The organism is Paraburkholderia franconis (assembly GCF_009362735.1).
Lineage (GTDB): Bacteria > Pseudomonadota > Gammaproteobacteria > Burkholderiales > Burkholderiaceae > Paraburkholderia > Paraburkholderia franconis.
In genome coordinates this window covers 226183-248968 of the sequence record NZ_WHNP01000002.1, presented here as the reverse complement: position 1 = coordinate 248968, position 22786 = coordinate 226183, and the positions used below count along the sequence as shown (strand labels likewise).

Annotated in this window: 20 protein-coding genes and 2 pseudogenes; 18 read left to right on the top strand and 4 right to left on the bottom strand. The window is 62.4% G+C overall.

Features of this window, described 5'->3' with window-relative positions:
* Positions 1 to 57: 57 nt before the first annotated feature.
* The 4 genes from GCT13_RS02925 to GCT13_RS02910 all read left to right on the top strand — a co-directional run bounded on the left by GCT13_RS02925 (position 58) and on the right by GCT13_RS02910 (position 3735).
* Positions 58 to 609: an LPS-assembly lipoprotein LptE gene (locus tag GCT13_RS02925; RefSeq protein ID WP_321574155.1), complete on the top strand. Its 552-nt coding sequence runs from the start codon at positions 58 to 60 to the stop codon at positions 607 to 609.
* Positions 610 to 655: 46 nt separating this feature from the next.
* A complete protein-coding gene (holA, locus tag GCT13_RS02920; RefSeq protein ID WP_152755268.1) occupies positions 656 to 1795 on the top strand; it encodes a DNA polymerase III subunit delta in 1140 nt (379 codons plus the stop codon).
* Between the two features lie 223 nt (positions 1796 to 2018).
* Positions 2019 to 3290: a glutamate-5-semialdehyde dehydrogenase gene (locus GCT13_RS02915; RefSeq protein WP_152755267.1), complete on the top strand. Its 1272-nt coding sequence runs from the start codon at positions 2019 to 2021 to the stop codon at positions 3288 to 3290.
* Between the two features lie 28 nt (positions 3291 to 3318).
* Positions 3319 to 3735, top strand: coding sequence for a CopD family protein (locus tag GCT13_RS02910; RefSeq protein WP_152755266.1), 417 nt, complete (start codon positions 3319 to 3321; stop codon positions 3733 to 3735).
* Positions 3736 to 4359: 624 nt separating this feature from the next.
* On the opposite strand, the gene GCT13_RS02905 is transcribed toward GCT13_RS02910, so the two are convergent.
* Complete coding sequence (locus tag GCT13_RS02905) at positions 4360 to 5337, bottom strand: IS5 family transposase (RefSeq protein WP_152755265.1); 978 nt, start codon at positions 5335 to 5337, stop codon at positions 4360 to 4362.
* A 344-nt stretch (positions 5338 to 5681) separates the two neighbouring features.
* Between GCT13_RS02905 and GCT13_RS51125 the strand changes: the two genes are divergently transcribed.
* The 3 genes and pseudogenes from GCT13_RS51125 to GCT13_RS49040 all read left to right on the top strand — a co-directional run.
* Positions 5682 to 5729 (top strand): ESPR-type extended signal peptide-containing protein, encoded by a 48-nt coding sequence (locus GCT13_RS51125; protein ID WP_152755366.1) that lies wholly within the window; start codon positions 5682 to 5684, stop codon positions 5727 to 5729.
* A gap of 48 nt (positions 5730 to 5777) precedes the next feature.
* Positions 5778 to 6761 (top strand): annotated as a pseudogene (locus GCT13_RS49045) (YadA family autotransporter adhesin); the annotation flags it as partial.
* A 307-nt stretch (positions 6762 to 7068) separates the two neighbouring features.
* Positions 7069 to 7266: pseudogene (locus GCT13_RS49040) on the top strand (YadA C-terminal domain-containing protein); the annotation flags it as partial.
* Between the two features lie 305 nt (positions 7267 to 7571).
* Here the strand turns inward: GCT13_RS49040 and GCT13_RS02890 are convergent.
* Positions 7572 to 8411, bottom strand: a complete 840-nt coding sequence (locus tag GCT13_RS02890; protein ID WP_152755264.1) for a MurR/RpiR family transcriptional regulator — start codon at positions 8409 to 8411, stop codon at positions 7572 to 7574.
* A 296-nt stretch (positions 8412 to 8707) separates the two neighbouring features.
* Between GCT13_RS02890 and edd the strand changes: the two genes are divergently transcribed.
* The 4 genes from edd (at position 8708) to GCT13_RS02870 (ending at position 13392) form a co-directional block, all read left to right on the top strand.
* A complete protein-coding gene (gene edd / locus GCT13_RS02885) occupies positions 8708 to 10618 on the top strand; it encodes a phosphogluconate dehydratase (protein WP_152755263.1) in 1911 nt (636 codons plus the stop codon).
* A 19-nt stretch (positions 10619 to 10637) separates the two neighbouring features.
* Positions 10638 to 11279 (top strand): bifunctional 4-hydroxy-2-oxoglutarate aldolase/2-dehydro-3-deoxy-phosphogluconate aldolase, encoded by a 642-nt coding sequence (gene eda, locus GCT13_RS02880; RefSeq protein ID WP_152755262.1) that lies wholly within the window; start codon positions 10638 to 10640, stop codon positions 11277 to 11279.
* A 246-nt stretch (positions 11280 to 11525) separates the two neighbouring features.
* Entirely contained in the window at positions 11526 to 12887 is a 1362-nt protein-coding gene (locus GCT13_RS02875; RefSeq protein WP_152755261.1) for a GntP family permease, read from the top strand.
* 10 nt (positions 12888 to 12897) lie between these two features.
* A complete protein-coding gene (locus GCT13_RS02870; protein WP_152755260.1) occupies positions 12898 to 13392 on the top strand; it encodes a gluconokinase in 495 nt (164 codons plus the stop codon).
* Between the two features lie 100 nt (positions 13393 to 13492).
* On the opposite strand, the gene purB is transcribed toward GCT13_RS02870, so the two are convergent.
* Positions 13493 to 14881 carry an adenylosuccinate lyase gene (gene purB, locus GCT13_RS02865; protein ID WP_152755259.1) on the bottom strand — a complete coding sequence of 463 codons (1389 nt, stop codon included), beginning with the start codon at positions 14879 to 14881 and terminating at the stop codon, positions 13493 to 13495.
* 175 nt (positions 14882 to 15056) lie between these two features.
* On the opposite strand from purB, the gene GCT13_RS02860 reads away from it, so the two are divergent.
* The 7 genes from GCT13_RS02860 (at position 15057) to GCT13_RS02830 (ending at position 21752) form a co-directional block, all read left to right on the top strand.
* On the top strand, positions 15057 to 16013 hold the full coding sequence (locus tag GCT13_RS02860; protein ID WP_152755258.1) for a LysR family transcriptional regulator: 957 nt from the start codon (positions 15057 to 15059) through the stop codon (positions 16011 to 16013).
* Between the two features lie 172 nt (positions 16014 to 16185).
* Positions 16186 to 17478: a Glu/Leu/Phe/Val family dehydrogenase gene (locus GCT13_RS02855; RefSeq protein ID WP_152755257.1), complete on the top strand. Its 1293-nt coding sequence runs from the start codon at positions 16186 to 16188 to the stop codon at positions 17476 to 17478.
* Positions 17479 to 17860: 382 nt separating this feature from the next.
* The gene (locus GCT13_RS02850; RefSeq protein WP_152755256.1) at positions 17861 to 18754 is read left to right on the top strand and encodes a glutamate/aspartate ABC transporter substrate-binding protein; all 894 of its coding nucleotides are present in this window, start codon (positions 17861 to 17863) and stop codon (positions 18752 to 18754) included.
* A 93-nt stretch (positions 18755 to 18847) separates the two neighbouring features.
* Complete coding sequence (locus GCT13_RS02845; RefSeq protein ID WP_152755255.1) at positions 18848 to 19588, top strand: amino acid ABC transporter permease; 741 nt, start codon at positions 18848 to 18850, stop codon at positions 19586 to 19588.
* Positions 19588 to 20265, top strand: a complete 678-nt coding sequence (gene gltK, locus GCT13_RS02840; protein ID WP_152755254.1) for a glutamate/aspartate ABC transporter permease GltK — start codon at positions 19588 to 19590, stop codon at positions 20263 to 20265. The genes GCT13_RS02845 and gltK overlap by 1 nt, the downstream gene beginning before the upstream one ends.
* Positions 20262 to 20987 (top strand): amino acid ABC transporter ATP-binding protein, encoded by a 726-nt coding sequence (locus GCT13_RS02835; RefSeq protein ID WP_152755253.1) that lies wholly within the window; start codon positions 20262 to 20264, stop codon positions 20985 to 20987. Before gltK ends, GCT13_RS02835 begins: the two co-directional genes overlap by 4 nt.
* A gap of 258 nt (positions 20988 to 21245) precedes the next feature.
* Entirely contained in the window at positions 21246 to 21752 is a 507-nt protein-coding gene (locus GCT13_RS02830; RefSeq protein ID WP_152755252.1) for a hypothetical protein, read from the top strand.
* 35 nt (positions 21753 to 21787) lie between these two features.
* Here GCT13_RS02830 and GCT13_RS02825 read toward each other — a convergent pair whose 3' ends face one another.
* On the bottom strand, positions 21788 to 22693 hold the full coding sequence (locus GCT13_RS02825) for a class II glutamine amidotransferase (RefSeq protein WP_152755251.1): 906 nt from the start codon (positions 22691 to 22693) through the stop codon (positions 21788 to 21790).
* Between the last annotated feature and the right edge of the window lie 93 nt (positions 22694 to 22786).

The window sequence follows — 22786 nt, the reverse complement described above, 5'->3', positions numbered from 1 at the left end:
GTGCCGGTTGGTGCCGATCGGTGGCGATTGCGCTTTAACTGCGAACCAGGAGCCCATGTGGACCGCAGATCGTTTTTGACCCTGGCGTGCAGCGCGGTGCTGCTGTCCGCGTGCGGCTTCCAGCTGCGCGGCCAGCAGAACTATGCGTTCAAGCGCCTCGCCATCACGGGCGCGACGCCGCCCGTCGCTGCGCGCCTGACGCGGATGGTGCAGGGCGGCAGCGACACGGTGATCGTGAATTCGTCCAGCAACGCCGACGCGGTCCTGGTGGTTTCGGAGTCGCGTGGAACGGGTGTGCTGACGCTGAGCTCGCTCGGCGTAGTCGAGGAATACGCGCTGAACTATTCGCTGAACTACACGCTGAGAGGTTCGGACGGTACTTTGCTGATTCCGCCAAGCTCGATCGCGTTGAACCGCGCGATGACGTATAGCGATCAGTTCTCGCAGGCGAAGGCTGCGGAAGCAGACATCCTTTACGCCGACATGCAGAACGATGCGGTCGATCAGCTGATGCGGCGCCTCGCCGTCGTGCGCTCGCTGCATCCGGCGCCGGGCCAGGAAGTGCCGGGCGTCGCGCCGCGCGCGCCGCTGCCGCCGCCGCCGCTCTGATCCGCCGACTGCATCGACCCGCTTTCACTCTCGTTGATCCGTAACCATGCAACTGCGTCTTGACGCGCTCGAAGCGCACCTCGCGAAAGGACTCGCCGGCCTGTACGTCGTGTACGGCGACGAGCATCTGCTCGCGCAGGAAGCGTGCGACCGCATCCGCGCGGCGGCGCGCGCGAGCGGCTTTACGGACCGCGCGGTGTTCACGGTGGAGCGCGGTTTCGACTGGAGCTCGCTGCTCGGCGCGAGCCAGTCGATGTCGCTGTTCGGCGACCGGCAACTCGTCGAGTTGCGCATCCCGACGGGCAAGCCCGGCAAGGAAGGCGCCGACGCGCTAAAGACACTCGCGGCGTCGGCGAACCCTGACGTGCTCACGCTCGTCACGCTTCCGCGCCTTGACGCCGCGACGCAAAAGGCCGCGTGGTTCACGGCGCTCGCCGACGCCGGCGTTGCGCTGAAAATCGATCCCGTCGAGCGCGCGCAGTTGCCGAACTGGGTCGGGCAGCGGCTTGCGCAACAAGGTCAGCGCGTGGCGGCGGGCGAAGACGGCAAGCGCGCGTTGCAGTTCATCGCTGAACGCGTCGAAGGCAATCTGCTCGCGGCGCACCAGGAGATCCAGAAGCTCGGGCTGCTGTATCCGTCCGGCGCGCTGACATTCGAGCAGATCCACGATGCCGTGCTCAACGTCGCGCGCTACGACGTGTTCAAGCTCAACGAAGCGATGCTGGCAGGCGACGTCGGCCGGCTGTCGCGCATGCTCGACGGTCTGAAGGGCGAAGGCGAGGCGGCCGTGCTCGTGCTGTGGGCCGTCGTCGAGGAGATTCGCACGCTGCTGCGGATCAAGCGCGGCGTCGAAACAGGCAAGCCGCTCGCGATGCTGCTGCGCGAGAACCGCGTATGGGGCCCGCGTGAGCGGCTCGTCGGGCCGGCGCTGTCACGCGTGACGGAAGCCTCGCTCGAAAAGGCGCTCGCGTTGGCGGCGAAGCTCGACCGGCAGGTGAAGGGCTTGTCGGGCGGTACGCCGGGCAATCATCGCAATGACCCGCCGCCCGATCCATGGGCGGGCCTCTTCGAACTCGCGATGGTTGTCGCCGGCGCGCAGGCTTCACACTCGCACGCCACGCCGACGCGGCCCGCGCCCGGTCGGCCGACTCCGGCGCGACCAGCGCCAATGCGCCGACCGTCGTAGGCTGTCGCACGCCTGACGGACCGCCACGCAGAGCCGCGCTCCAGTAGCGCTCGCCGTGGTCTCCAGATTCCTCGCCAGGCCGTCCGGCAGCCTTTCCCGGTCCGTGGCGCGGCGCCGCCGCGCCAAGCACGCTGTAGTCACACGTCTTACAATCGTCGCATCGTTCCGCTTGCAGAAATTGTCCGCCGTGCTTCGTGCATAAAGCGGCAAAACGGGAATCATCATGGATATCGACCAGTACATGACCGACCTTGGCCGCCGCGCGCGTCACGCATCGCGCGCGATGGCGCGGGCGTCGACGGCGGCGAAGAACGCCGCGCTCGAAGCCGTTGCAGTTGCAATCGAGCGGGAGACGCAAGCGCTCAAGGAAGCGAATGCGCGCGATCTCGCGCGCGCTCGCGACAAGGGTCACGACGCCGCCTTCATCGATCGCCTGACGCTGTCGGACAAGGCGCTGAAGACGATGGTCGAAGGCTTGCGGCAAGTGGCCGCGCTGCCCGATCCGATCGGCGAAATCAGCAATCTGAAGTACCGGCCGAGCGGCATCCAGGTCGGCCAGATGCGCGTGCCGCTCGGCGTCATCGGCATCATCTACGAATCGCGTCCGAACGTGACCATCGATGCGGCGGCGCTGTGCCTCAAATCCGGCAACGCCACGATTCTGCGCGGCGGGTCAGAGGCGCTCGAATGCAACACTGCGCTGGCGAAGCTGATCGGCGAAGGGCTGGAAAAGGCGGGCTTGCCGCAAGAGGCTGTGCAGGTGGTCGAAACGTCGGATCGCGCGGCCGTCGGCAAGCTGATCACGATGACCGAATACGTCGACGTGATCGTGCCGCGCGGTGGCAAGAGCCTGATCGCGCGCCTGATCGAAGAAGGCCGTGTGCCGATGATCAAGCACCTCGACGGCATCTGCCATGTGTATGTCGACGATCGCGCGGATATCGCGAAGGCGATGAACGTCTGCGACAACGCGAAGACGCATCGCTACGGCACCTGCAACACGATGGAGACGCTGCTGGTCTCGCGCGGCGTGGCGGCTGAGGTGCTGCCGCCGCTCGGCAAGCTGTATCGCGGCAAGGACGTGGAGCTGCGCGTCGATCCGGCCGCGCGGCGCGTGCTGGAGGCGGCGGGCGTGAGTCCGCTCGTCGATGCGACCGAGGAGGACTGGCGCACCGAATACCTGGCGCCCGTGCTGGCGATCAAGGTGGTCGACGGCATCGACGATGCGATCGGGCACATCAACGAATACGGATCGCATCACACGGACGCGATCGTCACGGAAGACCACGACCGCGCGATGCGCTTCCTGCGCGAAGTGGACTCGGCGAGCGTGATGGTCAACGCATCGACGCGTTTTGCCGACGGCTTCGAATTCGGCCTCGGCGCGGAGATCGGCATTTCGAATGACAAGCTTCATGCGCGCGGGCCTGTCGGACTGGAAGGGCTGACATCGATGAAATACGTCGTGCTGGGACACGGCGAAGGTCGCCAATAACCCTTCATAAAACGAACAAGGATCACAGATGTTGTGGGTCAAGACGTTTCACATCGTTCTGGTCGCTTCGTGGTTCGCGGGGCTTTTTTATCTGCCGCGGATTTTCGTCAATCTCGCGATGGAGACCGATCCGAATGCGGTGAAACGTCTGTTGATCATGGCACGCAAGCTGTTTCGCTTCATGACGCTCATCGCGGTGCCGGCGCTGGCGTGCGGCTTGTGGCTGTGGCTGGTGATCGGGATCGGCAGCGGCGAGGGCTGGATCCACGCGAAGGTCGGCGTGGTCGTGTTGCTCGTCATCTATCACGCGTATTGCGGCGTGCTGCTGCGCACGTTCGAGCGCGGTGAAAACCGGCGCTCGGACAAGTGGTATCGGATGTTCAATGAGCTGCCTGTTCTGGGCCTGCTCGCGGCGGTTGCGCTGGTGGTGATCAAGCCGTTCTGATTTTCAAGTCTGTTCGATTCGCGGCGTCGATAAAAAAGCCCGGTTTGCTGGAAACGGCAAACCGGGCTTTTTGCTTTTTGGGACTGCGTGCCGAAGGTTTCCGGCGTCCGCTCAGACTCACCTGAGCCGACCTGAGCGCCATCCGCCGGCGGCTGCCGTGTTCGTGGCGATCTGGTCGACCTTCGCACTTTGCGACTGTACGTGGGCTCACGGCTGCGGCTTCTGTCGCGGCAACTCCGGCCGCTACGCGTTCTCATGCGGCGCTCGACGTTCGCGACATGGCGCCGGTTCGTGTTCCACGACACTCAGCCCGCTTCTTTCCGCGTACCCAGGCGTCCGCACTATTCAACCTTTACCCCTGGATGGGTGCCTTCGGCCATCCCATGACTTCGTTCGATATTTCTAGCGGAAGCACTTGGGGCCATATCGACTATGTAGGTCAGGACTCTTCCCTGTCAGGTGAAGGGATGGCTTGACGCATGAATTAAGGCTAAGCTGAACAAGCCACTGAATTGACGACATATCGGCGATTTGAACGTCGCCAGGTCATGAGGCAGAGCTTATGCCCTTGCTTTTCGGCCCTTTCGGGCCTTGTGGACGGGCACTTCGCCCGCCTTTCGCCCACTATGGGCGTACCAGTGCCATCAGTTTTCTGCGCGACAGGTAGACGTTCGCCAATGCGAGCGCGACGAACGCCCGGTTGGCGTTCTTTTCCAGTCCGCGATAGCGCACCTTGGTAAATCCCCACAGTCGCTTCACGACGGCGAAGACATGTTCCACACGGGCGCGAATCTTCGACTTGTTGCGGTTCTTTCCGCGCTGCACCTCGTCGACTTCGCCGCCCGCACGGCGTGTGCGCTGATTCGTGAAGTCGCGCGCCTTGGGCGCCTTGCTGTGGATCAGCGCTTTCTGGCTCGCATAGGCGCTGTCGCCGTAGACGCGTTGCTCCCGCCCGTGCAGCAGTTGCGGCAGCGGGTGCTTGTCATGTACGTTGGCCGGCGTGAGTACCGCGCTGTGCACCAGGCCACTCTGGCTGTCCACCCCGATATGCAGTTTGGCACCGAAATACCATTGCCGACCTTTGCGCGTCTGATGCATCTCGGGGTCGCGCGCTTTCTGCTCATTTTTTGTCGAGCTCGGCGCGCCGATGATCGTGGCGTCCACGATGGTGCCGCTTTTGAGCTTCATGCCGCTGCCCTGAAGGACCCGGCCCACTTCGGCAAACAACTGCTCACCCAGTTTGTGAGTCTCCAGCAGGCGCCGGAATTTGAGCAGCGTCGTGGCGTCGGGCACGGGTTCGCAGCCCAGGTCAATCCCCACAAAGCGGCGCAGGCTGGCGCTGTCATACAGCGCTTCTTCGCACGCGAAGTCAGCCAGATTGAACCAGTGCTGCACAAAGTGCATCCGCAGCATGCGCTCCAGGCCAATTGGCGGGCGGCCATTGCCGCGCTTCGGATAGTGCGGCTCGATCACCGCGCACAACTGCGTCCACGGTACGATTGCATTCATTGTGTCGAGAAACTCGTCGCGCTGAGTGCGTCTGCGGTGGGTCTCGAAACCCGCTCCTTGATCGGCTGCCATCGCCAGCGTCTGCTGCTTCATTCTGTTCTGCATTTCCCGTTGAACCCGATCTCTATAACGCTCAAAGTGCCGCAGTGGTGGACTTGATCAGTGTTGCCTTAAGACTGGTCTTATTCATGACGCAGTTTGGCATCTCTAAAGTTCATCCTCAGGATGACGGGAAATTTGAGATGGCGCGCTAACTCCGTTGCGTACATCAAATCAGCCTGCGCCGTCGACAGTCGAACGGCTGACCATCGGCGAAGACCCGACCTCATTAGGGTTGCGGCACGACGAATCAGTGCTCGTCCGCGCGATTGCTTCTATCAAAGACCACTACGACAGATTCGAGGCAGATGATTGCCTCATATGAATAGGATATCGAAATGAACAAGGCGTACCGATCAGTCTGGAATGAAACGACTGGGACTTAGGTGGCGGCGCAGGAAAATGCGAAGGGACGCAAGAAGAAGTCTCGGTCGATGACCGTCGTAGCTTTGGCTGTCTTGTCGGCAGTGCATGCGGGCGTCGCATTTGCAGGCAGTGTGGATGGAGGGACGGTAACAGGAACCAATGGCGCGATGGCCATAGGTAACACCGCAAGCTCAGCCGGCATAGGATCAATTGCGATTGGTGTGGGTGGCAGTGTAACTGCTCACACCGTTTCTTCCGGTACGGATGCGCTGGCTGTCGGTAACGGCGCAACTGCCTCAGCGCAGGCTGCGGATGCGCTGGGTGGATGGGCCACTGCATCGGGAACCAGTTCAGTTGCAGTAGGCACGGCTGCCAGGGCAACACAGAACTATGCATTGGCCGTGGGCTATAGTTCGTTGGCTGCGGGCGGCAACTCCGTGGCGGTTGGCCCGGCAGCGACTGCCGCCTTTACGTCGGACGTGGCAATCGGCAACAATGCGACGACCGTCGCGGGCGCAACCAACAGCGTGGGAGCCATTGCGATTGGTGGAAACGCGACTGCGTATGGCGCATATGCGAACAGCACCGGCGCGAATATCGCAATCGGTTTTGGCAGCGTTGCCGGGAAGTCGGACGCCTCGACCTCGCAGGGACTCGCACTGGGTACCTGGGCGACGGCCTCGAACTGGGCGACCGACGCTATCGGCACGGGTTCGACCGCGTCGGGCAACTATGCATCGGCGATAGGATCGCAATCGTCGGCAACGGGCGACCAGTCAACGGCATTGGGCGCGTTCACCCGTGCGACGGGAACCAACTCGACCGCGCTCGGCGAGGGCGCGAATGCGACGACGACGAATTCGGTGGCACTGGGCTACCACGCGGTCGCCAACTCCGCGACCCTCGGCATGTCCGGCTACAACCCGGGCAGCGGTACCTTGTCGGCGGCCACGGCTGCGGGCGAAGTGTCGATGGGCACTGCGGGCGGGGAGCGCCGCATCACGAACGTCGCAGCCGGTCTGAACGGTACGGACGCGGTGAACGTGAGCCAGTTGCAGTCGGAAGACGCGAAGGTGAACTCGGAAGGTGCAGCGACGGCAGCGGCACTGGGCGGCAGCTCAGTGTACAACTCGACCATTGGTGCGATCAGCGCGCCGAGCTATGCGCTCACGAACGCGAACGCGATCGACGGCACTTCGGGCGCCGCGACGAACATCGGTTCGGCGTTCAGCACGGTGGATACGGCGCTGGGCACGCTGAACAACAACATCAGCAATGTTTCGAACAACGTTTCGAACGTGGCGAACAATCTTGCCAACACGAACAACAACGTCGCCAATATCAACAACACGGTGACGAACGGCGCTGACGATGATTCCGGACGTCGATCAGGGCAAGACGATCGCGGTCGGTGTCGGCGGCGGTTCGTACCACGGCTATCAGGCCGCTGCACTGGGTGCTTCGGCACGCATCACGCAGAACATCAAGGTCAAGCTCGGCGCAGGCATCAGCGCGCAGGGCACGACGGTCGGTGCCGGTGCGTCGTATCAGTGGTAAGCATCGGGAGGTGAGCGCGAGGGCGGTGCAGTAATGGCCGCCTGAGCGCTGCCTTCACAAGCAGTACGCTTCAAACGAAACGGGCTCCTTCGGGAGCCCGTTTTGCATTTTGAGCTGGCTTTGCGATTCACGCGCGTTCAATTCGACGCGTACTACCAGCTTCGTCCCGGGACACATACGCCCCCATACGCCGGCCCTTCCGATCATCAACGCTACGCGAGCATGAATTCAGTCTCGCCTTCCGTCGCTTCTCGGCACGGGTCCGCCAAACGGCCACACGTCAACGCAAACCCGCAAGCGTTCCGCTACGTCACAACTCTTCGCTGCGCGATCAGATCCTTCGCGCCCGCCAGTTTTTCCGCCAGATCCGGCCCTCGCTGAAGCGCGACGCCGACCGCCAGGATATCGCCGATCGCGAGATGCGATGTGCGCGACGTCATCGGTGAAAAGATGTCGGTGTCTTCGTCGACATTGGCGAACAGGCCAATCGACGCGATCCGCGCCAGCGGCGAGTTCCCATGCGTGACCGCAATCACTTTCGCGCCTGCTGCAAGCGCGGACTTTGCCGCATCGATGATGTCGCGCGTGCGGCCCGTGTTCGAAATCGCCACGACGACATCGCCTTCGCCCAGCAGCGCCGCCGACATCAGAAACGTATGCGGATCGGAATACGCGACGCTCGGCATGCCGAGCCGGAAGAATTTGTGCTGCATGTCGAGCGCTGCGATGCCCGAACCGCCCGCGCCGTAGAACTCGATGCGTTTCGCGTGCGCTAGCACTTGGATTGCAGCTGCCACGCTGTCAGTCGACAGATTGTTGCGCACCTGGATCAGCGCGCCGATCGTCCGGTCGAGCACCTTCGCGGCGACACCCGGCGCAGGCTCGTCGGGCCGAACATCGCGATAGACGGCGGGCACCTCCGTGGCTATGCCTTGCGCGAGCCGGATCTTGAACTCGCGGAAGCCGGAAAATCCGAGCGCATGACAGAAGCGCGCGATGGTCGGCTGACTCACGCCCGCGCGCGCCGCGACTTCCGTCATCGACAGATCGAGCACTTCGCGCGGCGCTTCGATCACGTAGTCGGCGAGCTTGCGTTCGGACGGGCGCAACTGGTCGCGCATCGCCTCCACCTGGGACAGCATCATCGGGAATCTCGCACTATGCTGAAGAATGCGTGGACTATAGCTGATAGACGGATCGGGTACAAAAACTACATTTGAGCCGTAGGTGATTACCCTGGCGTTGAGCGATGAATTCGCGAAAGCCTCAACAAATAAAGCTCATACGTGAATTCGATGCTACTGCAGATTCAGCAACTGCAACATTGTATGCATGTAGTTTTTCTACTAATATCCCGATTGCCGGCGTTCCATGCCGTTCCCCGCGATATCAATCTGGCGCAACGCGCGCGTGCGCGCGAGCCAGCGACGAAGGAGCATCGATGGTTTCCCCGCATTCGCAACTGATGAAAGTCACGAGGCGCGTGATCGAGCGCAGCAAGCCTGCGCGTGACGCCTATCTGTCGCGCATCGACAAGGCGCAGGGCAAGTTCCCGGCGCGCGGCGCGCTGTCCTGCGCGAACCTCGCGCATGGATTTGCCGGTCTGGAGGGCAACGACAAGCTCGTCATCAAGCAGATCCGCCAGCCGAATATCGGCATCGTCTCGTCGTACAACGAGATGCTCTCGGCTCATGCGCCATACAAGGATTTCCCCGACATTATCAAGGCCGCCGCCCGCGAAAGCGGCGGCGTCGCGCAGTTCGCGGGCGGCGTCCCCGCGATGTGCGACGGCATCACGCAGGGCAACGCGGGCATGGAACTGTCGCTGTTCTCGCGCGAAGTGATCGCGATGAGCACGGCCGTCGCGCTCACGCACAACATGTTCGACGCGGCACTGTGCCTCGGCGTGTGCGACAAGATCGTGCCGGGCCTGCTGATCGGCGCGCTGCAGTTCGGCCATCTGCCGACCATCTTCGTGCCCGCCGGCCCGATGACGAGCGGCCTCTCGAACGACGACAAGGCAAAAGTGCGCCAGCAGTTCGCAACGGGCCAATGCGGCCGCGACGCACTGCTCGAATCCGAGGCCGCCGCGTATCACAGCCACGGCACCTGCACGTTCTACGGCACGGCCAACAGCAACCAGATGCTGATGGAAATCATGGGGCTGCATCTGCCGGGCTCGGCGTTCGTGCATCCGCATACGCCGCTGCGCGACGCGCTGACCGCACAAGCCGCGCGCCGCGTGCTCGACCTCACCGTCGAGCGCGGCCAGTACATGCCGATCGGTCACGTGATCGACGAGAAGGCGATCGTCAACGGCATCATCGGCTTGCTGGCGACGGGCGGTTCGACTAATCACACGCTGCACCTCGTCGCGATCGCGCGGGCGGCGGGCATCATCATCGACTGGGACGATTTCGATACGCTGTCGGCGTCGGTGCCGCTGCTGGCCAAGGTCTATCCGAACGGCAAGGCCGACGTGAATCACTTTCACGCGGCGGGCGGCATGGCGTTCCTGATCCGCAATCTGCTCGAAGGCGGCCTGCTGCACGACGATGTGAACACCGTCGCCGGCAAGGGGCTCGCGCGCTACACCGAAGAGCCGAAGTTGCTCGACGGCAAGCTGACTTGGGTGCCCGGTGTCACGGAAAGCCAGGACGCGGCGGTGCTGCGCGCCATCAACGAGCCGTTCCAGCCGGACGGCGGTCTGCGTCTGATGCAAGGCAAGCTCGGCCGCGGCGTCATCAAGATTTCGGCCGTCGCGAAGCAGCATCGCACGGTGAAGGCGCCCGCGATCGTGTTCGATTCGCAGGAAGCCGTGCAGGAAGCCTTCGACAACGGCGAACTGAAACGCGACTTCATCGCCGTCGTGCGCTTTCAGGGCGCGCGTGCAAACGGCATGCCCGAGCTGCATCGTTTGACGCCGCTGCTCGGCGTGTTGCAGGATCAAGGTTTCCACGTCGCGCTCGTGACCGATGGCCGTATGTCGGGGGCATCGGGCAAGGTGCCCGCCGTCATTCACGTGTCGCCGGAAGCGCTGCTGCAAGGCCCGCTCGGCAAGGTGCGCACGGGCGATACGATCGTCATCGACGCGGAAGCTGGCGTGCTGGATGTCGAAATCGACGACGCGCAATGGGCTGCGCGCCCGATTGCCGTGTCGCAGCATCAGGCGGAAAACGAAGTGGGCTTCGGTCGCGAGCTGTTCGGTGTGTTCCGCTCGGCGGCTGCGCCGGCGGAGCTGGGCGCGTCGGTGTTCGGGCCGCTCGTCGGCGAGGCGCCGCACGCAGCGCAGAACGCAGGCCAAGCGGCAAGCACTGTGGCGAGCGAAGCCAGTCACGCAATGCAGAAATGAAGCGATAAGGAGTCTGAAGATGACGTCGAAAACAGTCAGCGAAATCGTGCGCCTGGGTCCGGTGATTCCCGTCCTCGCATTCGATACCGTCGAACAGGGCGAACACGTTTCGCGCGCGCTGCACGCAGGCGGCGTGAAGGTGCTCGAAATCACGCTGCGCACGCCCGCCGGCATCAAGGTGATCGAGCGCGCGAGCCAGCTCGCCGAAGACATCGTCGTGGGTGTCGGCACGATCACGAAGCCCGAGCACTGCGAGCAGGCGAAGAAGGCGGGCGCGCAGTTCGGCGTGTCGCCGGGCCTCACGAAAGAGATGCACAAGGCCGCGCAGGATGCGGGTCTGCCGCTGCTGCCCGGCGTGATGACGCCCACCGACATCATCGTCGCGCTGGAACTCGGCTATGAAATCGTCAAGTTCTTCCCCGCGCAGCAAGCGGGCGGCGTGCCGATGCTGCAAGCCTTCTACGGGCCGTTCTCGACGCTGAAGTTCTGCCCGACGGGCGGCATCACGGCGGAAACGGCGCCGAACTTCCTCGCGCTGCCGAACGTCGTGTGCGTCGGCGGTTCGTGGCTGACGCCGAAGGCGGCGCTCGCCGCGCAGAACTGGGACGAAGTCACGCGCCTCGCACACGCTGCAAGCGAACTGGCCGCGCCCGCGCATTGATTCGCAGCATCGCGTTTTGACGAAGCGCGCAACAGGCTCGACACAGCCTCGCCGTTTTAGCCTCGAAAGGCTTTAACGGCGAGGCTTTTTGTTTGTTGCGCGGGACTTCGCGCGCCACGAACGTCGACAGACAGTAAAATTCAGCGTCCGCGAATACGCCTCTTTTGAAGGCGTTTTCAGCATCCGGAAGCGGGCGAGTGCTGCAGCACTTTGCAACTCAAACCAACAAAGCAAAGGAGGAGCTTCATGGAAGCTGTCCACGGCAGCATGCTGCTGATATACGCCGTGATCGCCATTGCGGTGCTGATCCTGATGATCACGCGCTTCAAGGTCTATCCGTTCCTTGTCCTCATCATCGTTTCGCTGCTGCTGGGTCTTGCTGTCGGCATGCCGGCGGGCACGATCGTGAAGTCGTTCGAAACGGGGAACGGCAACACGCTGGGGCATATTGCGATCGTTGTCGGCCTCGGCACGATGCTCGGCAAGATGATGGCCGAGTCGGGCGGCGCCGAGCGCATCGCCACAACGCTGATCAACTGGTTCGGCGAGAAGAACATCCACTGGGCGATGATGTTCGTCGCGATCATCGTCGGCTTGCCGGTGTTCTTCGAAGTCGGCTTCGTGCTGCTGATCCCGATTGCCTTCAACGTCGCGAAGCGCACGGGCAAATCGCTGCTGCTGATCGGCCTGCCGATGGTCGCGGGCCTCTCCGTCGTACACGGTCTGATTCCGCCGCACCCGGCCGCGTTGCTCGCCGTGCAGGCGTATCACGCCGATATCGGCCGCACGATCGCATACGGTCTGCTCGTCGGCGTGCCGACGGCCATCGTGGCGGGCCCGCTGTTTGCGCTGCTGATCCATCGTCAGGTCAAGCTGGCGAATAACAATCCGCTCGCCGCGCAATTCGTCGATGTCGAGCACGAGGCGGGCACGCGCGATCTGCCGGGCTTCGGCATCACGCTCTTCACGGTTTTGCTGCCCGTGATCCTGATGCTGATCGGCAGCTGGGCGGACCTCGTGTTCGCCCCGAAGACGACGCCGAACGATCTGCTGAAGTTCATCGGTACGTCGGATGTTGCGTTGCTGATCTCGGTGCTGGTGAGCTTCTGGACGTTCGGCGCGAGCCGCGGCTTCAATCGCGAGCAGATCCAGAAGTTCTGCGGCGACTGTCTTGCGCCGATCGCGGGCATTACGCTGATCGTCGGCGCGGGCGGCGGTTTCGGACGCGTGCTGATGGACAGCGGCATCTCGAAGGAGATCGTCGCGACGGCGACGGCCGCGCATCTGTCGCCGCTGCTGTTCGGCTGGTTCGTTGCCGCGCTGATCCGTCTCGCAACGGGTTCCGCGACGGTCGCGATGACGACGGCCTGTGGAATCGTCGCGCCGATCGCGGCCGCGAGCGGCGTCCAGGTGAAGCCGGAATTGCTCGTGCTCGCAACGGGTTCGGGCTCGCTGATTTTCTCGCACGTCAACGACGGCGGTTTCTGGCTGATCAAGGAGTATTTCGGAATGACGGTGGGGCAGACGTTCAAGACGTGGTCGCTCTGCGAAACCATCATTTCGCTGATGGGCCTCGGCTTGACCTTCGCATTGGCGGCGGTCCTGTAAGGAGTTTCAAATGATTCTGATCGCGATGGGCGTGTCGGGCGCCGGCAAGACCCGCATTGGCGAATTGCTGGCGGAGCGGCTCAACTGCTCTTTCACCGATGGCGACACGTTTCACAGCGCCGCCAACAAGGAAAAGATGCACCACGGCATCCCGCTGACGGACGATGACCGCTGGCCGTGGCTCAGAACGATCCGTGCCGCAATCGAGGAAAAGCAAAAGGCGCACGAGACTGCCGTATTCACGTGCTCGTCGCTCAAGCGCTCGTATCGGGACATCCTGCGCGATGGCGACAAGGATGTCTGCTTCGTGTATCTGAAGGGCACGCGTGAGCTGCTGGCGCAGCGTCTGCAGACGCGCACCGGGCATTTCTTCGATCCGTCGCTGCTGCAAAGCCAGCTCGATACGCTGGAAGAGCCGGGCGAGGACGAAGCAATTACGGTGAGCATCGAGCTGACGCCGGAGCAGATCGTCGATGAGACGCTCGCGAAGATCAAGCTGCGATAACGCGTGAGTTTGCCCTTGCAGCAGTCGTAAAAAAAGGCGCCTTCGCAGGCGCCTTTTTCATATCCGCATCGTCTGGCGATGCGTCAGGCGAGCAGGCGGATCAGCTGATCCGCTTCGCCAGTTCCGCTGCCTTGCCGATATACGATGCGGGCGTCATCGCCAGCAGACGTTCTTTCGCATCGGCAGGAATCGACAGACCGTTGATGAACGTTTGCAGCGCCTCGCGCGTGATGCCCTTGCCGCGCGTCAGTTCCTTCAGCTGCTCGTACGGGTTCTCGATGCCGAAACGGCGCATCACCGTCTGCACCGGCTCGGCGAGCACTTCCCACGTCGCATCGAGGTCTTCGTTCAGACGCTGCGGGTTCACTTCGAGCTTGTCGAGGCCGCGATTGAGCGCGTCATACGCAAGCAGCGCGTAGCCGAATGCGACGCCGATATTGCGCAGCACCGTCGAGTCCGTCAGGTCGCGCTGCCAGCGTGAAACGGGCAGCTTGTCGGCGAGATGGCGCAGCGTCGCGTTCGCGAGGCCGAGGTTGCCTTCCGAGTTTTCGAAGTCGATGGGATTGACCTTGTGCGGCATCGTCGACGAGCCGATTTCGCCTGCCTTCGTCCTCTGCTTGAAGTAGCCCAGCGAGATGTAGCCCCACACGTCGCGGTCGAGGTCGAGCAGGATCGTGTTTGCGCGCGCAACCGCATCGAACAGTTCGGCCATGTAGTCGTGCGGCTCGATCTGGATTGTGTACGGATTGAACGTCAGCTTCAGGCGCTGCTCGACGACTTGCTTCGAGAACGCTTCCCAGTCGAACTCCGGATACGCAGACAGATGCGCATTGAAGTTGCCGACGGCGCCGTTCATCTTGCCGAGCAGCTCGACCTTCGCGATGCGATCGATTGCGCGGGAAAGACGCGCCGCGACGTTCGCGATTTCCTTGCCGAGCGTGGTCGGACTCGCGGGCTGGCCGTGCGTGCGCGAGAGCATCGGCTGATGGGCCTGCGCATGCGCGAGCGCGACGAGACGCTGATGCACCGAGCGCAGCGCGGGCAAGATCACGTGTTCACGCGCGCCTGCGAGCATCAGGCCGTGCGACGTGTTGTTGATGTCCTCGGACGTGCACGCGAAATGGATGAATTCGCTTGCGCGCTCCAGTTCCGGCTGACCCTTCACCGATTCCTTCAGCCAGTACTCGACGGCCTTCACGTCGTGATTCGTCACGCGCTCGATTTCCTTGATGCGCGCGGCGTCATGCGCGGTGAAGCGCTCGACCAGTTGCAGCAGGAATTGCTCCGACGCTTCGGAGAAGCGCGGCACTTCGGCGAAACCGGCGTGCGACAGCGCGATCAGCCAGTGAATTTCGACCGTCACGCGATGGCGCATGAATGCGGCTTCCGAGAGCCAGTCGCGCAGGGCTTCGGTTTTCGATGCGTAACGGCCGTCGAGCGGGGACAGGGCGGTCAACGCGAAGAGAGTGTCGGGGCGGGTGTCGGACATGATGGGAGGGGCGGCAACGATGAAGAATCGGGTGACGGATATCAGCGGGGAGAACCGCGGATTTTACCACTTCAGGACATATGGCTCGACGCGTGCTCGCCCTACGCTTGCCCGCTTGCGCGCGCGACGCCGCTAGAATGCGGGCTTTCTGTCATTGCTGGGGCACTGAGTCGCTATGGAACTGAAATGGCTCGAAGACTTCGTTTCGCTCGCGGAGACGCGCAGCTTCAGCCGCTCGGCCGAGCTGCGGCATGTCACGCAGCCCGCCTTCTCGCGGCGCATTCAGGCACTGGAAGCGTGGCTCGGAACCGAACTGATCGATCGTTCGGTTTACCCGACGCGCCTTACGGCGGCGGGCCAAGTGTTCTACGAGCAGGCACTGGCGATGCTCTCGCAGTTCCACGAGGCGCGCACGCTGCTTCGCGGCCACACGGCGACGCCCGCCGCGACGATCGAGTTCGCCGTGCCGCATACGCTGTCTCTGACGTATTTTCCGAGCTGGCTGCAACGCATCGAAGCGCAGCTCGGCTCGATCCACACGCGGCTGCGCGCGCTGAACGTGCACGATGCCGTGCTGTCGCTGGTCGAGGGCGGCTGCGATCTGGTGATGGGCTATCACCATCCGAGCCATCCTGTCGCGCTCGATCCTGCACGCTACGACATGCTGACGCTCGGCATCGAATCGATCAGTCCGTTCTCCGCGCCGGGCAAAGGCGGCCGCCCGCGCTACACGCTGCCAGGCACCCCCGACGCGCCGACGCCGTACCTCTCCTACACGCCGAACGCGTATCTGGGCCGCATGACGGAGGTGATCTTCGCGACCGCGCCAGGGCGTCTCTATCTCGATCGCGTGTACGAGACCGACATGGCCGAAGGACTGAAGGCGATGGCGCTCGCCGGACACGGCGTCGCGTTCCTGCCGCATAGCGCCGTCGAGGATGCCGTCGCCGATGGCCGCCTGTTACGCCTCGATCGCGCATCGCGCGGCGTCGCGCAAGGCCAGCTCACGCTGACGATGGAAATCCGCCTCTATCGCGACAAACTCGCGGCGCAAGCCGACGACGCGCGCCAGCAGCTCGTTCGCGCGTTGTGGGACGTGGTGAGCGCCGAACTCGCGCAAGGCTCGAAGTAATTCGCCGATACCAGGCTGAAGTGGGAACTCGCGCGAATACACCTTTGCGACACGCATTTGCGCTTTCCACAGCGTTATGCAAGAAAAACATGACCGGATGAACAATCGGCATTGGACCCGTTCGGCGCTTTCTTTCGACAATGGCGTCACCCGATAAAACGCTGGAGCGTTCATGTCTACCGCGGCAAATGTGCAGTCCATCCCGTCCTACCTTCATCAGGACGATCTCGGCCCCTGGGGCAACTATCTCCGTCAAGTCGATCGCGTCGCGCCGTATCTCGGCTCGCTGTCGCGCTGGCTCGAAACGCTGAAGCGCCCGAAGCGCATTCTCATCGTCGACGTGCCCATCGAACTCGATAACGGCACCGTGGCGCACTTCGAAGGCTATCGCGTGCAGCACAACGTATCGCGCGGTCCGGGCAAGGGCGGCGTGCGTTATCACCAGGACGTGACGCTGTCGGAAGTGATGGCGCTGTCCGCGTGGATGTCGGTGAAGAACGCGGCCGTGAACGTGCCGTACGGCGGCGCGAAGGGCGGTATCCGCGTCGATCCGCGCACGCTGTCGCGCGGCGAGCTGGAGCGCGTGACGCGCCGCTACACGAGCGAGATCGGCATCATCATCGGACCGAACACCGACATCCCCGCGCCGGACGTGAACACGAACGAGCAGATCATGGCGTGGATGATGGACACGTACTCGATGAACCAGGGCCAGACGTCGACGGGCGTCGTGACGGGCAAGCCGATCACGCTCGGCGGCTCGCTCGGCCGTCGCGAGGCGACGGGCCGCGGCGTGTTCGTCGTCGGCTGCGAGGCGGCTCGCCGCATCGGCATGGACGTCGAAGGCGCGCGCATCGCCGTGCAGGGCTTCGGCAACGTGGGCGGCATCGCGGCGCGTCTGTATCAGGAAGCGGGCGCAAAGGTCGTTGCCGTGCAGGATCACACGGGCACGCTGTACAAGGAATCGGGCATCGACGCAGTCGCGCTGCTCGATTACGTCGCGAAGCACGGCGGCGTCGGCGGTTATCGGGAAGCGGACAAGATCGCGGATGACGACTTCTGGACGGTCGAGTCGGACATCCTGATTCCGGCTGCGCTCGAAAACCAGATCACCGAAAAGAACGCCGGCAAGATCCGCACGAAGATCATCGTCGAAGGCGCGAACGGCCCGACAACGACGGCCGCCGACGACATCCTGCACGACAAGGGCGTCCTCGTGATTCCCGACGTCGTCGCGAATGCGGGCGGCGTGACGGTGTCGTACTTCGAGTGGGTGCAGGACTTCTCGAGCTTCTTCTGGACGGAAGACGAGATCAACGAGCGCCTTGAGCGCGTGATGCGCGAAGCGTTCGCAGCCGTGTGGCAGGTGGCGAGCGAGCAGAAGGTGTCGGTGCGTACGGCGGCGTTCATCGTCGCGTGCAAGCGCATCCTGCAAGCGCGCGAAATGCGCGGCCTGTATCCCTGATACGGCGGCGCGGCCCGTATCCTGTCCGATACCCGGCCGACGCGGCGCCTGTCATGGAGGCAGGCGCCTCGCAACAAACGTTTCACCCATGTCTTTGTCTGTGCGATTCCACGGACTCGCGCAGAATAACGGGCGGACGGCATCTCCGGGTGCCGTCCGCTTTTGTGCAGTTGATGCCGGAAGGAGTTGGACCTGACCGGCAAAAACGACGTATCCAATGACGCGTGCATCATCGCGTCGAGCCGCTGCAAGCCAATACCGGCGCTGTGTCGCGCAAATGGTGGCTTTATGCAACACTGCACGCGGAAACATGGTTAACAACCATACTTTCAGAATAATTACTGATATAAACTGGCGCCGGTTCTTGCCAAGGAGATCACAAATGAAGGTTAAAAAAGCTGCGCTCGTTCTCGCGACTCTGGGTTTGTTCACGGTAGGCGCGCAAGCGCAGGACGCCGGCACGCTGAAGAAGATCAAGGACACGGGTGTGATTTCGCTGGGCCACCGCGAATCGTCGATTCCGTTCTCGTACTATGACGACAAGCAGAACGTGGTCGGCTACTCGCAGGAGTTCGCGCTGAAGGTCGTGGACGCCGTCAAGCAGAAGCTGAACATGCCGAACCTGAAGGTCAAGCTGACGCCGATCACGTCGCAAAACCGCATTCCGCTGGTGCAGAACGGCACCGTCGATCTGGAATGCGGCTCGACCACCAACAACGCCGAGCGCCAGCAACAGGTCGCGTTCTCGAACACGATCTTCGTGATCGGCACGCGCCTGATGACGAAGAAGGATTCGGGCATCAAGGACTGGGCGGACCTGAAGGGCAAGACGGTGGTGACGACGGCTGGCACGACGTCCGAGCGCCTGCTTCGCAAGATGAACCAGGACAAGAACATGGGCATGAACATCATCAGCGCGAAGGATCACGGGGAATCGTTCCTGACGCTGTCGACGGGCCGTGCCGCTGCGTTCATGATGGACGATGCGCTGCTCGCGGGCGAGCGCGCGAAGTCGAACAACCCGGGCGATTTCGTGATCGTCGGCACGCCGCAATCGCATGAAGCGTACGGCTGCATGCTGCGCAAGAACGATCCGGAGTTCAAGAAGGTCGTCGACGATGCGATCGCGAAGGTCGAGACGTCGGGCGAGGCATCGCAGATCTACAAGAAGTGGTTCGAATCGCCGATTCCGCCGAAGGGCCTGAACCTGGCCTTCCCGGAAAGCGACGACATGAAGACGCTGTACAAGGCACCGAACGACAAGGCAATCGACTAACCCTCGAACAACCGTTAGCTGATCAGTCAACGTGTTGAACAGAACGGAAGGGGCAGGCGCTTCTTCCGTTTCTTTTTTGTTGGAGTCTTCGTCATGTCATACCACTGGAACTGGGGCATTCTGCTAAGTCCGGTTTCCACCGGCGAGCCGACCACCTATTTCGGCTGGCTGCTGTCCGGCCTATGGGTGACGGTCACCGTTTCGCTTTCCGCGTGGGTGATCGCGCTCATCGTGGGGTCGTTCTTCGGCGTGCTGCGCACGGTACCGAACAGAACGGCCTCGGCGATCGGCACTGTCTACGTCGCCATCTTCCGTAACATCCCGCTGATCGTGCAGTTCTTCATCTGGTATCTGGTCATACCCGAGCTGCTGCCCGTTTCGATCGGCACATGGTTCAAGCAACTGCCGCCGGGCACGCAGTTCTTCTCGTCGTCGATCATCTGTCTCGGGCTCTTCACGGCCGCACGCGTGTGCGAGCAGGTGCGCTCGGGCATCAACGCGCTGCCGCGAGGCCAGCGCGGCGCGGGTCTCGCGCTCGGCTTCACGCAATGGCAGACGTACCGCTACGTGCTGCTGCCCGTCGCGTACCGGATCATCGTGCCACCGCTCACGTCCGAGTTTCTGAACATCTTCAAGAACTCCGCCGTCGCGTCGACCATCGGCCTGCTCGATCTGTCCGCGCAGGCGCGCCAGCTCGTCGACTACACGGCGCAGACGTATGAATCGTTCATCGCCGTCACCGTGGCGTATCTGCTGATCAACCTGATCGTGATGACGCTGATGCGTATCGTCGAACACAAGAGCCGGCTGCCTGGCTACATCGGAGGCAAGTGATGCATCATTTCGACTGGAGCGGCATTCCGGGCGCGCTGCCGACACTGTGGACAGGTGCCGTCGTCACGCTGAAGATCACCATTCTCGCGATCGTCATCGGCATCGTGTGGGGCACGCTGCTCGCCATCATGCGGCTGTCGTCGTTCAAGCCGCTCGAGTGGTTCGCGAAGCTCTACGTGACGCTCTTCCGCTCGATCCCGCTCGTGATGGTTCTGCTGTGGTTCTTCCTGATCGTGCCGCAGGTGCTGCAAAACGTGCTGGGGCTTTCCGCGGACATCGACATCCGGCTTGCTTCGGCGATGGTCGCGTTCTCGCTGTTCGAAGCCGCGTACTACTCGGAAATCATCCGCGCGGGCATTCAGGCCGTGTCGCGCGGGCAGGTGAATGCGTCGTTCGCGCTCGGCATGAACTACGCGCAGGCGATGCGCCTCGTCGTGCTGCCGCAGGCGTTCCGCGCGATGGTGCCTCTGCTACTGACGCAAGCCATTGTGCTCTTTCAGGATACGTCGCTCGTCTACGTGATCAGCCTCGCCGACTTCTTCCGCACGGCCACGAATATTGGTGATCGTGACGGCACGAACGTCGAGATGGTACTGTTCGCCGGTGCGTGTTATTTCGTGTTCTGCGTGGTCGCGTCGACCCTCGTCAAAAGTCTTCAGAAAAAGGTCGCAAGATGATCTCCATTAAGAATGTCTCGAAGTGGTACGGCCCATTCCAGGTGCTGACCGACTGCACGACGGAAGTGAAAAAGGGTGAAGTGGTTGTCGTGTGCGGCCCGTCGGGTTCGGGCAAGTCGACACTCATCAAGACCGTGAACGGCCTGGAGCCGTTTCAGCAGGGCGACATCGTGATCAACGGCCAGTCGCTGACCGACAAGAAGACGAACCTGTCGAAGCTGCGCTCGAAGGTCGGCATGGTGTTCCAGCACTTCGAGCTGTTTCCGCATCTGTCGATCACCGAAAACCTGACGCTCGCGCAGACCAAAGTGCTCGGCCGCTCGAAGGAAGAAGCGACCACGAAGGGCATGAAGCTGCTCGACCGCGTCGGCTTGCGCGCGCATGCGGACAAGTATCCGGGGCAACTGTCGGGCGGTCAGCAGCAGCGCGTGGCGATTGCGCGGGCGCTGTCGATGGACCCGATCGCGATGCTGTTCGACGAACCGACTTCGGCGCTCGACCCGGAGATGATCAACGAAGTGCTCGACGTGATGGTCGAACTCGCACAGGAAGGCATGACCATGATGTGCGTGACGCACGAAATGGGTTTTGCCAAGAAGGTCGCGCATCGCGTGATCTTCATGGACAAGGGCCTCATCGTCGAAGACGACCGCAAGGAAGACTTCTTCGCAAATCCGAAGTCGGATCGCGCAAAGGATTTTCTCGCGAAAATTCTGCACTAAGTTTAAGCGTCGATTGCAGGCAAAGCCGCTTCCCCGGAAGCGGCTTTTTTTATATATCTACAATTGCTTGGTAGTTCGTTTTTGTGTTTATTAAATTGTTATCCTAAATTTTAGGGGTATCGCGCATTGTCATGTTGGTTAATCGGAATCGTCTCATGTAAGAAGTGCTGATCTAAGCATAAGCTTGGGGCGAAAAATTCGATGACGATAGGCGGCGTACGTTGCCGTCATTCGTTTTCGATCGACAAGAGACAATCCATGAAAGTGTTCTTGCTGAGCGACATGGTCGTTCACGAGCTGGTATCGATGCAATTGGAGGGGAAATGGCTGACAGCGGAGCAATTCTTCGAGTCGGCGAGTCTTTGGGCTTCCCGTCATGCTCTCAATGATCAATTGTCCGAATCGTTTATGCGGACGCTGGAAAGGGAGGCCATTCAGATCGCGGAACGTCTGATGAAGGGCGGCGTGGTCATGACGGAAGGCTCACCGTTGAGGCGGCTTTTTCTGGATATTCCCGTTGTCAACTACGCCGATGCGCTGAGCGCGAGTGCGCTCGCTGCCAGTCTGGAGGTTTGCCGTAGCAAGCTGTGCGATTGCGGCCCGCATTCCGCCGGAAAGGACCTGGCAGCGCAGCTCTCGACGGGCGGCTTGAGTTGTCCAGCCGTGTTGCGTTCGCTGATCTGCACGGCAGAAACGCCACAGCCGGCAGAGTCTGTCGGCGAGCAAGGATGCGCCGGCTGCGGCGGCAAGGCGGGCAACGAGTAGCGACAGACGCCGCGCTCCCCCGGCACGCCAGCCGATTACGATTCGTACGCGGCGGCGTCGTCGGATTCGAGGTCGAGCGCCGTGGCGGCGGGCAGCATGCTCGCCGACGCGCTCGGGTCGCAGGCAGGATTGCGCGCCTTTTCCAGTACGGCGGGCGGCACGGGCACATTGGCGCGCGCAATGACTTCGCCATGCCGGAACATCAGCAGATCGCCGGGCTCGAAGGCGGTCCACACTTCGTTGTCGGTGAGCGGTTGCGTGGCGATGACCGCGACGCGGTCTTCGGGCGTCGTGTATTTGGCGAAGTCGATTGAAACGTCTGCGTCGACGAGATGCGCCGTCGAAAACGGCCAGCTGCGAACGAGGTAATGCAGATGCGTCGAGCAGTGCGCGAACAACGCCTGGCCGTTCGACATCAGGAAGTTGAACACGCCGAACTGGGTGATCTCGCGGGTCAGCGATTCGAGCGCGCCAAAGAGTTCGTCGAGCGGCGGCTGCGAACTGGGGAACGCCTTGCGCAAGCCTTGCACCAACGAGCAGAACGCGAGCTCGCTATCCGTGCTGCCGACGGGCTGATAGACGCCCGAGAGCACGGGGCTGTAGTTCTGCAGATCGCCGTTGTGCGCGAAGATCCAGTGGCGTCCCCACAGCTCCCGCATGAACGGGTGGCAATTCTCCAGCACGATATGCCCTTGCGTCGCCTTGCGGATATGCGCGATCGTGTTTTTCGACTTGATCGGATAGCGCTTGACCATTTCGGCGATCGGCGACGTGGCCGACGACTGATGATCGATAAAGAGGCGGCAGGCCTTGTCCTCGAAGAAGGCGATGCCCCAGCCGTCGGAGTGGTGGTCGGTGACGCCGCCGCGCGCTGCGAAGCCGGTAAACGAGAACGTGACGTCCGTCGGCGCGGCGCAATTCATTCCGAGTAGTTGGCACATGATGCGAAAGACGAGCCTTATGAACGGGGTATGAGCCCGGATGAGCCAACCCGTTACAATGATGATTTTCCAAGCATATCACCGAGCCAGAAA

What these genes read in the sequence shown, in the direction of transcription:
- holA (WP_152755268.1), top strand. Translation starts at nt 656, where the DNA reads ATGCAACTGCGTCTTGACGCGCTCGAAGCGCACCTCGCGAAAGGACTC.
- GCT13_RS02915 (WP_152755267.1), top strand. Translation starts at nt 2,019, where the DNA reads ATGGATATCGACCAGTACATGACCGACCTTGGCCGCCGCGCGCGTCAC.
- GCT13_RS02910 (WP_152755266.1), top strand. Translation starts at nt 3,319, where the DNA reads ATGTTGTGGGTCAAGACGTTTCACATCGTTCTGGTCGCTTCGTGGTTC.
- GCT13_RS02905 (WP_152755265.1), bottom strand. Translation starts at nt 5,337, where the DNA reads ATGAAGCAGCAGACGCTGGCGATGGCAGCCGATCAAGGAGCGGGTTTC.
- GCT13_RS02890 (WP_152755264.1), bottom strand. Translation starts at nt 8,411, where the DNA reads ATGATGCTGTCCCAGGTGGAGGCGATGCGCGACCAGTTGCGCCCGTCC.
- edd (WP_152755263.1), top strand. Translation starts at nt 8,708, where the DNA reads ATGGTTTCCCCGCATTCGCAACTGATGAAAGTCACGAGGCGCGTGATC.
- eda (WP_152755262.1), top strand. Translation starts at nt 10,638, where the DNA reads ATGACGTCGAAAACAGTCAGCGAAATCGTGCGCCTGGGTCCGGTGATT.
- GCT13_RS02875 (WP_152755261.1), top strand. Translation starts at nt 11,526, where the DNA reads ATGGAAGCTGTCCACGGCAGCATGCTGCTGATATACGCCGTGATCGCC.
- GCT13_RS02870 (WP_152755260.1), top strand. Translation starts at nt 12,898, where the DNA reads ATGATTCTGATCGCGATGGGCGTGTCGGGCGCCGGCAAGACCCGCATT.
- purB (WP_152755259.1), bottom strand. Translation starts at nt 14,881, where the DNA reads ATGTCCGACACCCGCCCCGACACTCTCTTCGCGTTGACCGCCCTGTCC.
- GCT13_RS02860 (WP_152755258.1), top strand. Translation starts at nt 15,057, where the DNA reads ATGGAACTGAAATGGCTCGAAGACTTCGTTTCGCTCGCGGAGACGCGC.
- GCT13_RS02855 (WP_152755257.1), top strand. Translation starts at nt 16,186, where the DNA reads ATGTCTACCGCGGCAAATGTGCAGTCCATCCCGTCCTACCTTCATCAG.
- GCT13_RS02850 (WP_152755256.1), top strand. Translation starts at nt 17,861, where the DNA reads ATGAAGGTTAAAAAAGCTGCGCTCGTTCTCGCGACTCTGGGTTTGTTC.
- GCT13_RS02845 (WP_152755255.1), top strand. Translation starts at nt 18,848, where the DNA reads ATGTCATACCACTGGAACTGGGGCATTCTGCTAAGTCCGGTTTCCACC.
- gltK (WP_152755254.1), top strand. Translation starts at nt 19,588, where the DNA reads ATGCATCATTTCGACTGGAGCGGCATTCCGGGCGCGCTGCCGACACTG.
- GCT13_RS02835 (WP_152755253.1), top strand. Translation starts at nt 20,262, where the DNA reads ATGATCTCCATTAAGAATGTCTCGAAGTGGTACGGCCCATTCCAGGTG.
- GCT13_RS02830 (WP_152755252.1), top strand. Translation starts at nt 21,246, where the DNA reads ATGAAAGTGTTCTTGCTGAGCGACATGGTCGTTCACGAGCTGGTATCG.
- GCT13_RS02825 (WP_152755251.1), bottom strand. Translation starts at nt 22,693, where the DNA reads ATGTGCCAACTACTCGGAATGAATTGCGCCGCGCCGACGGACGTCACG.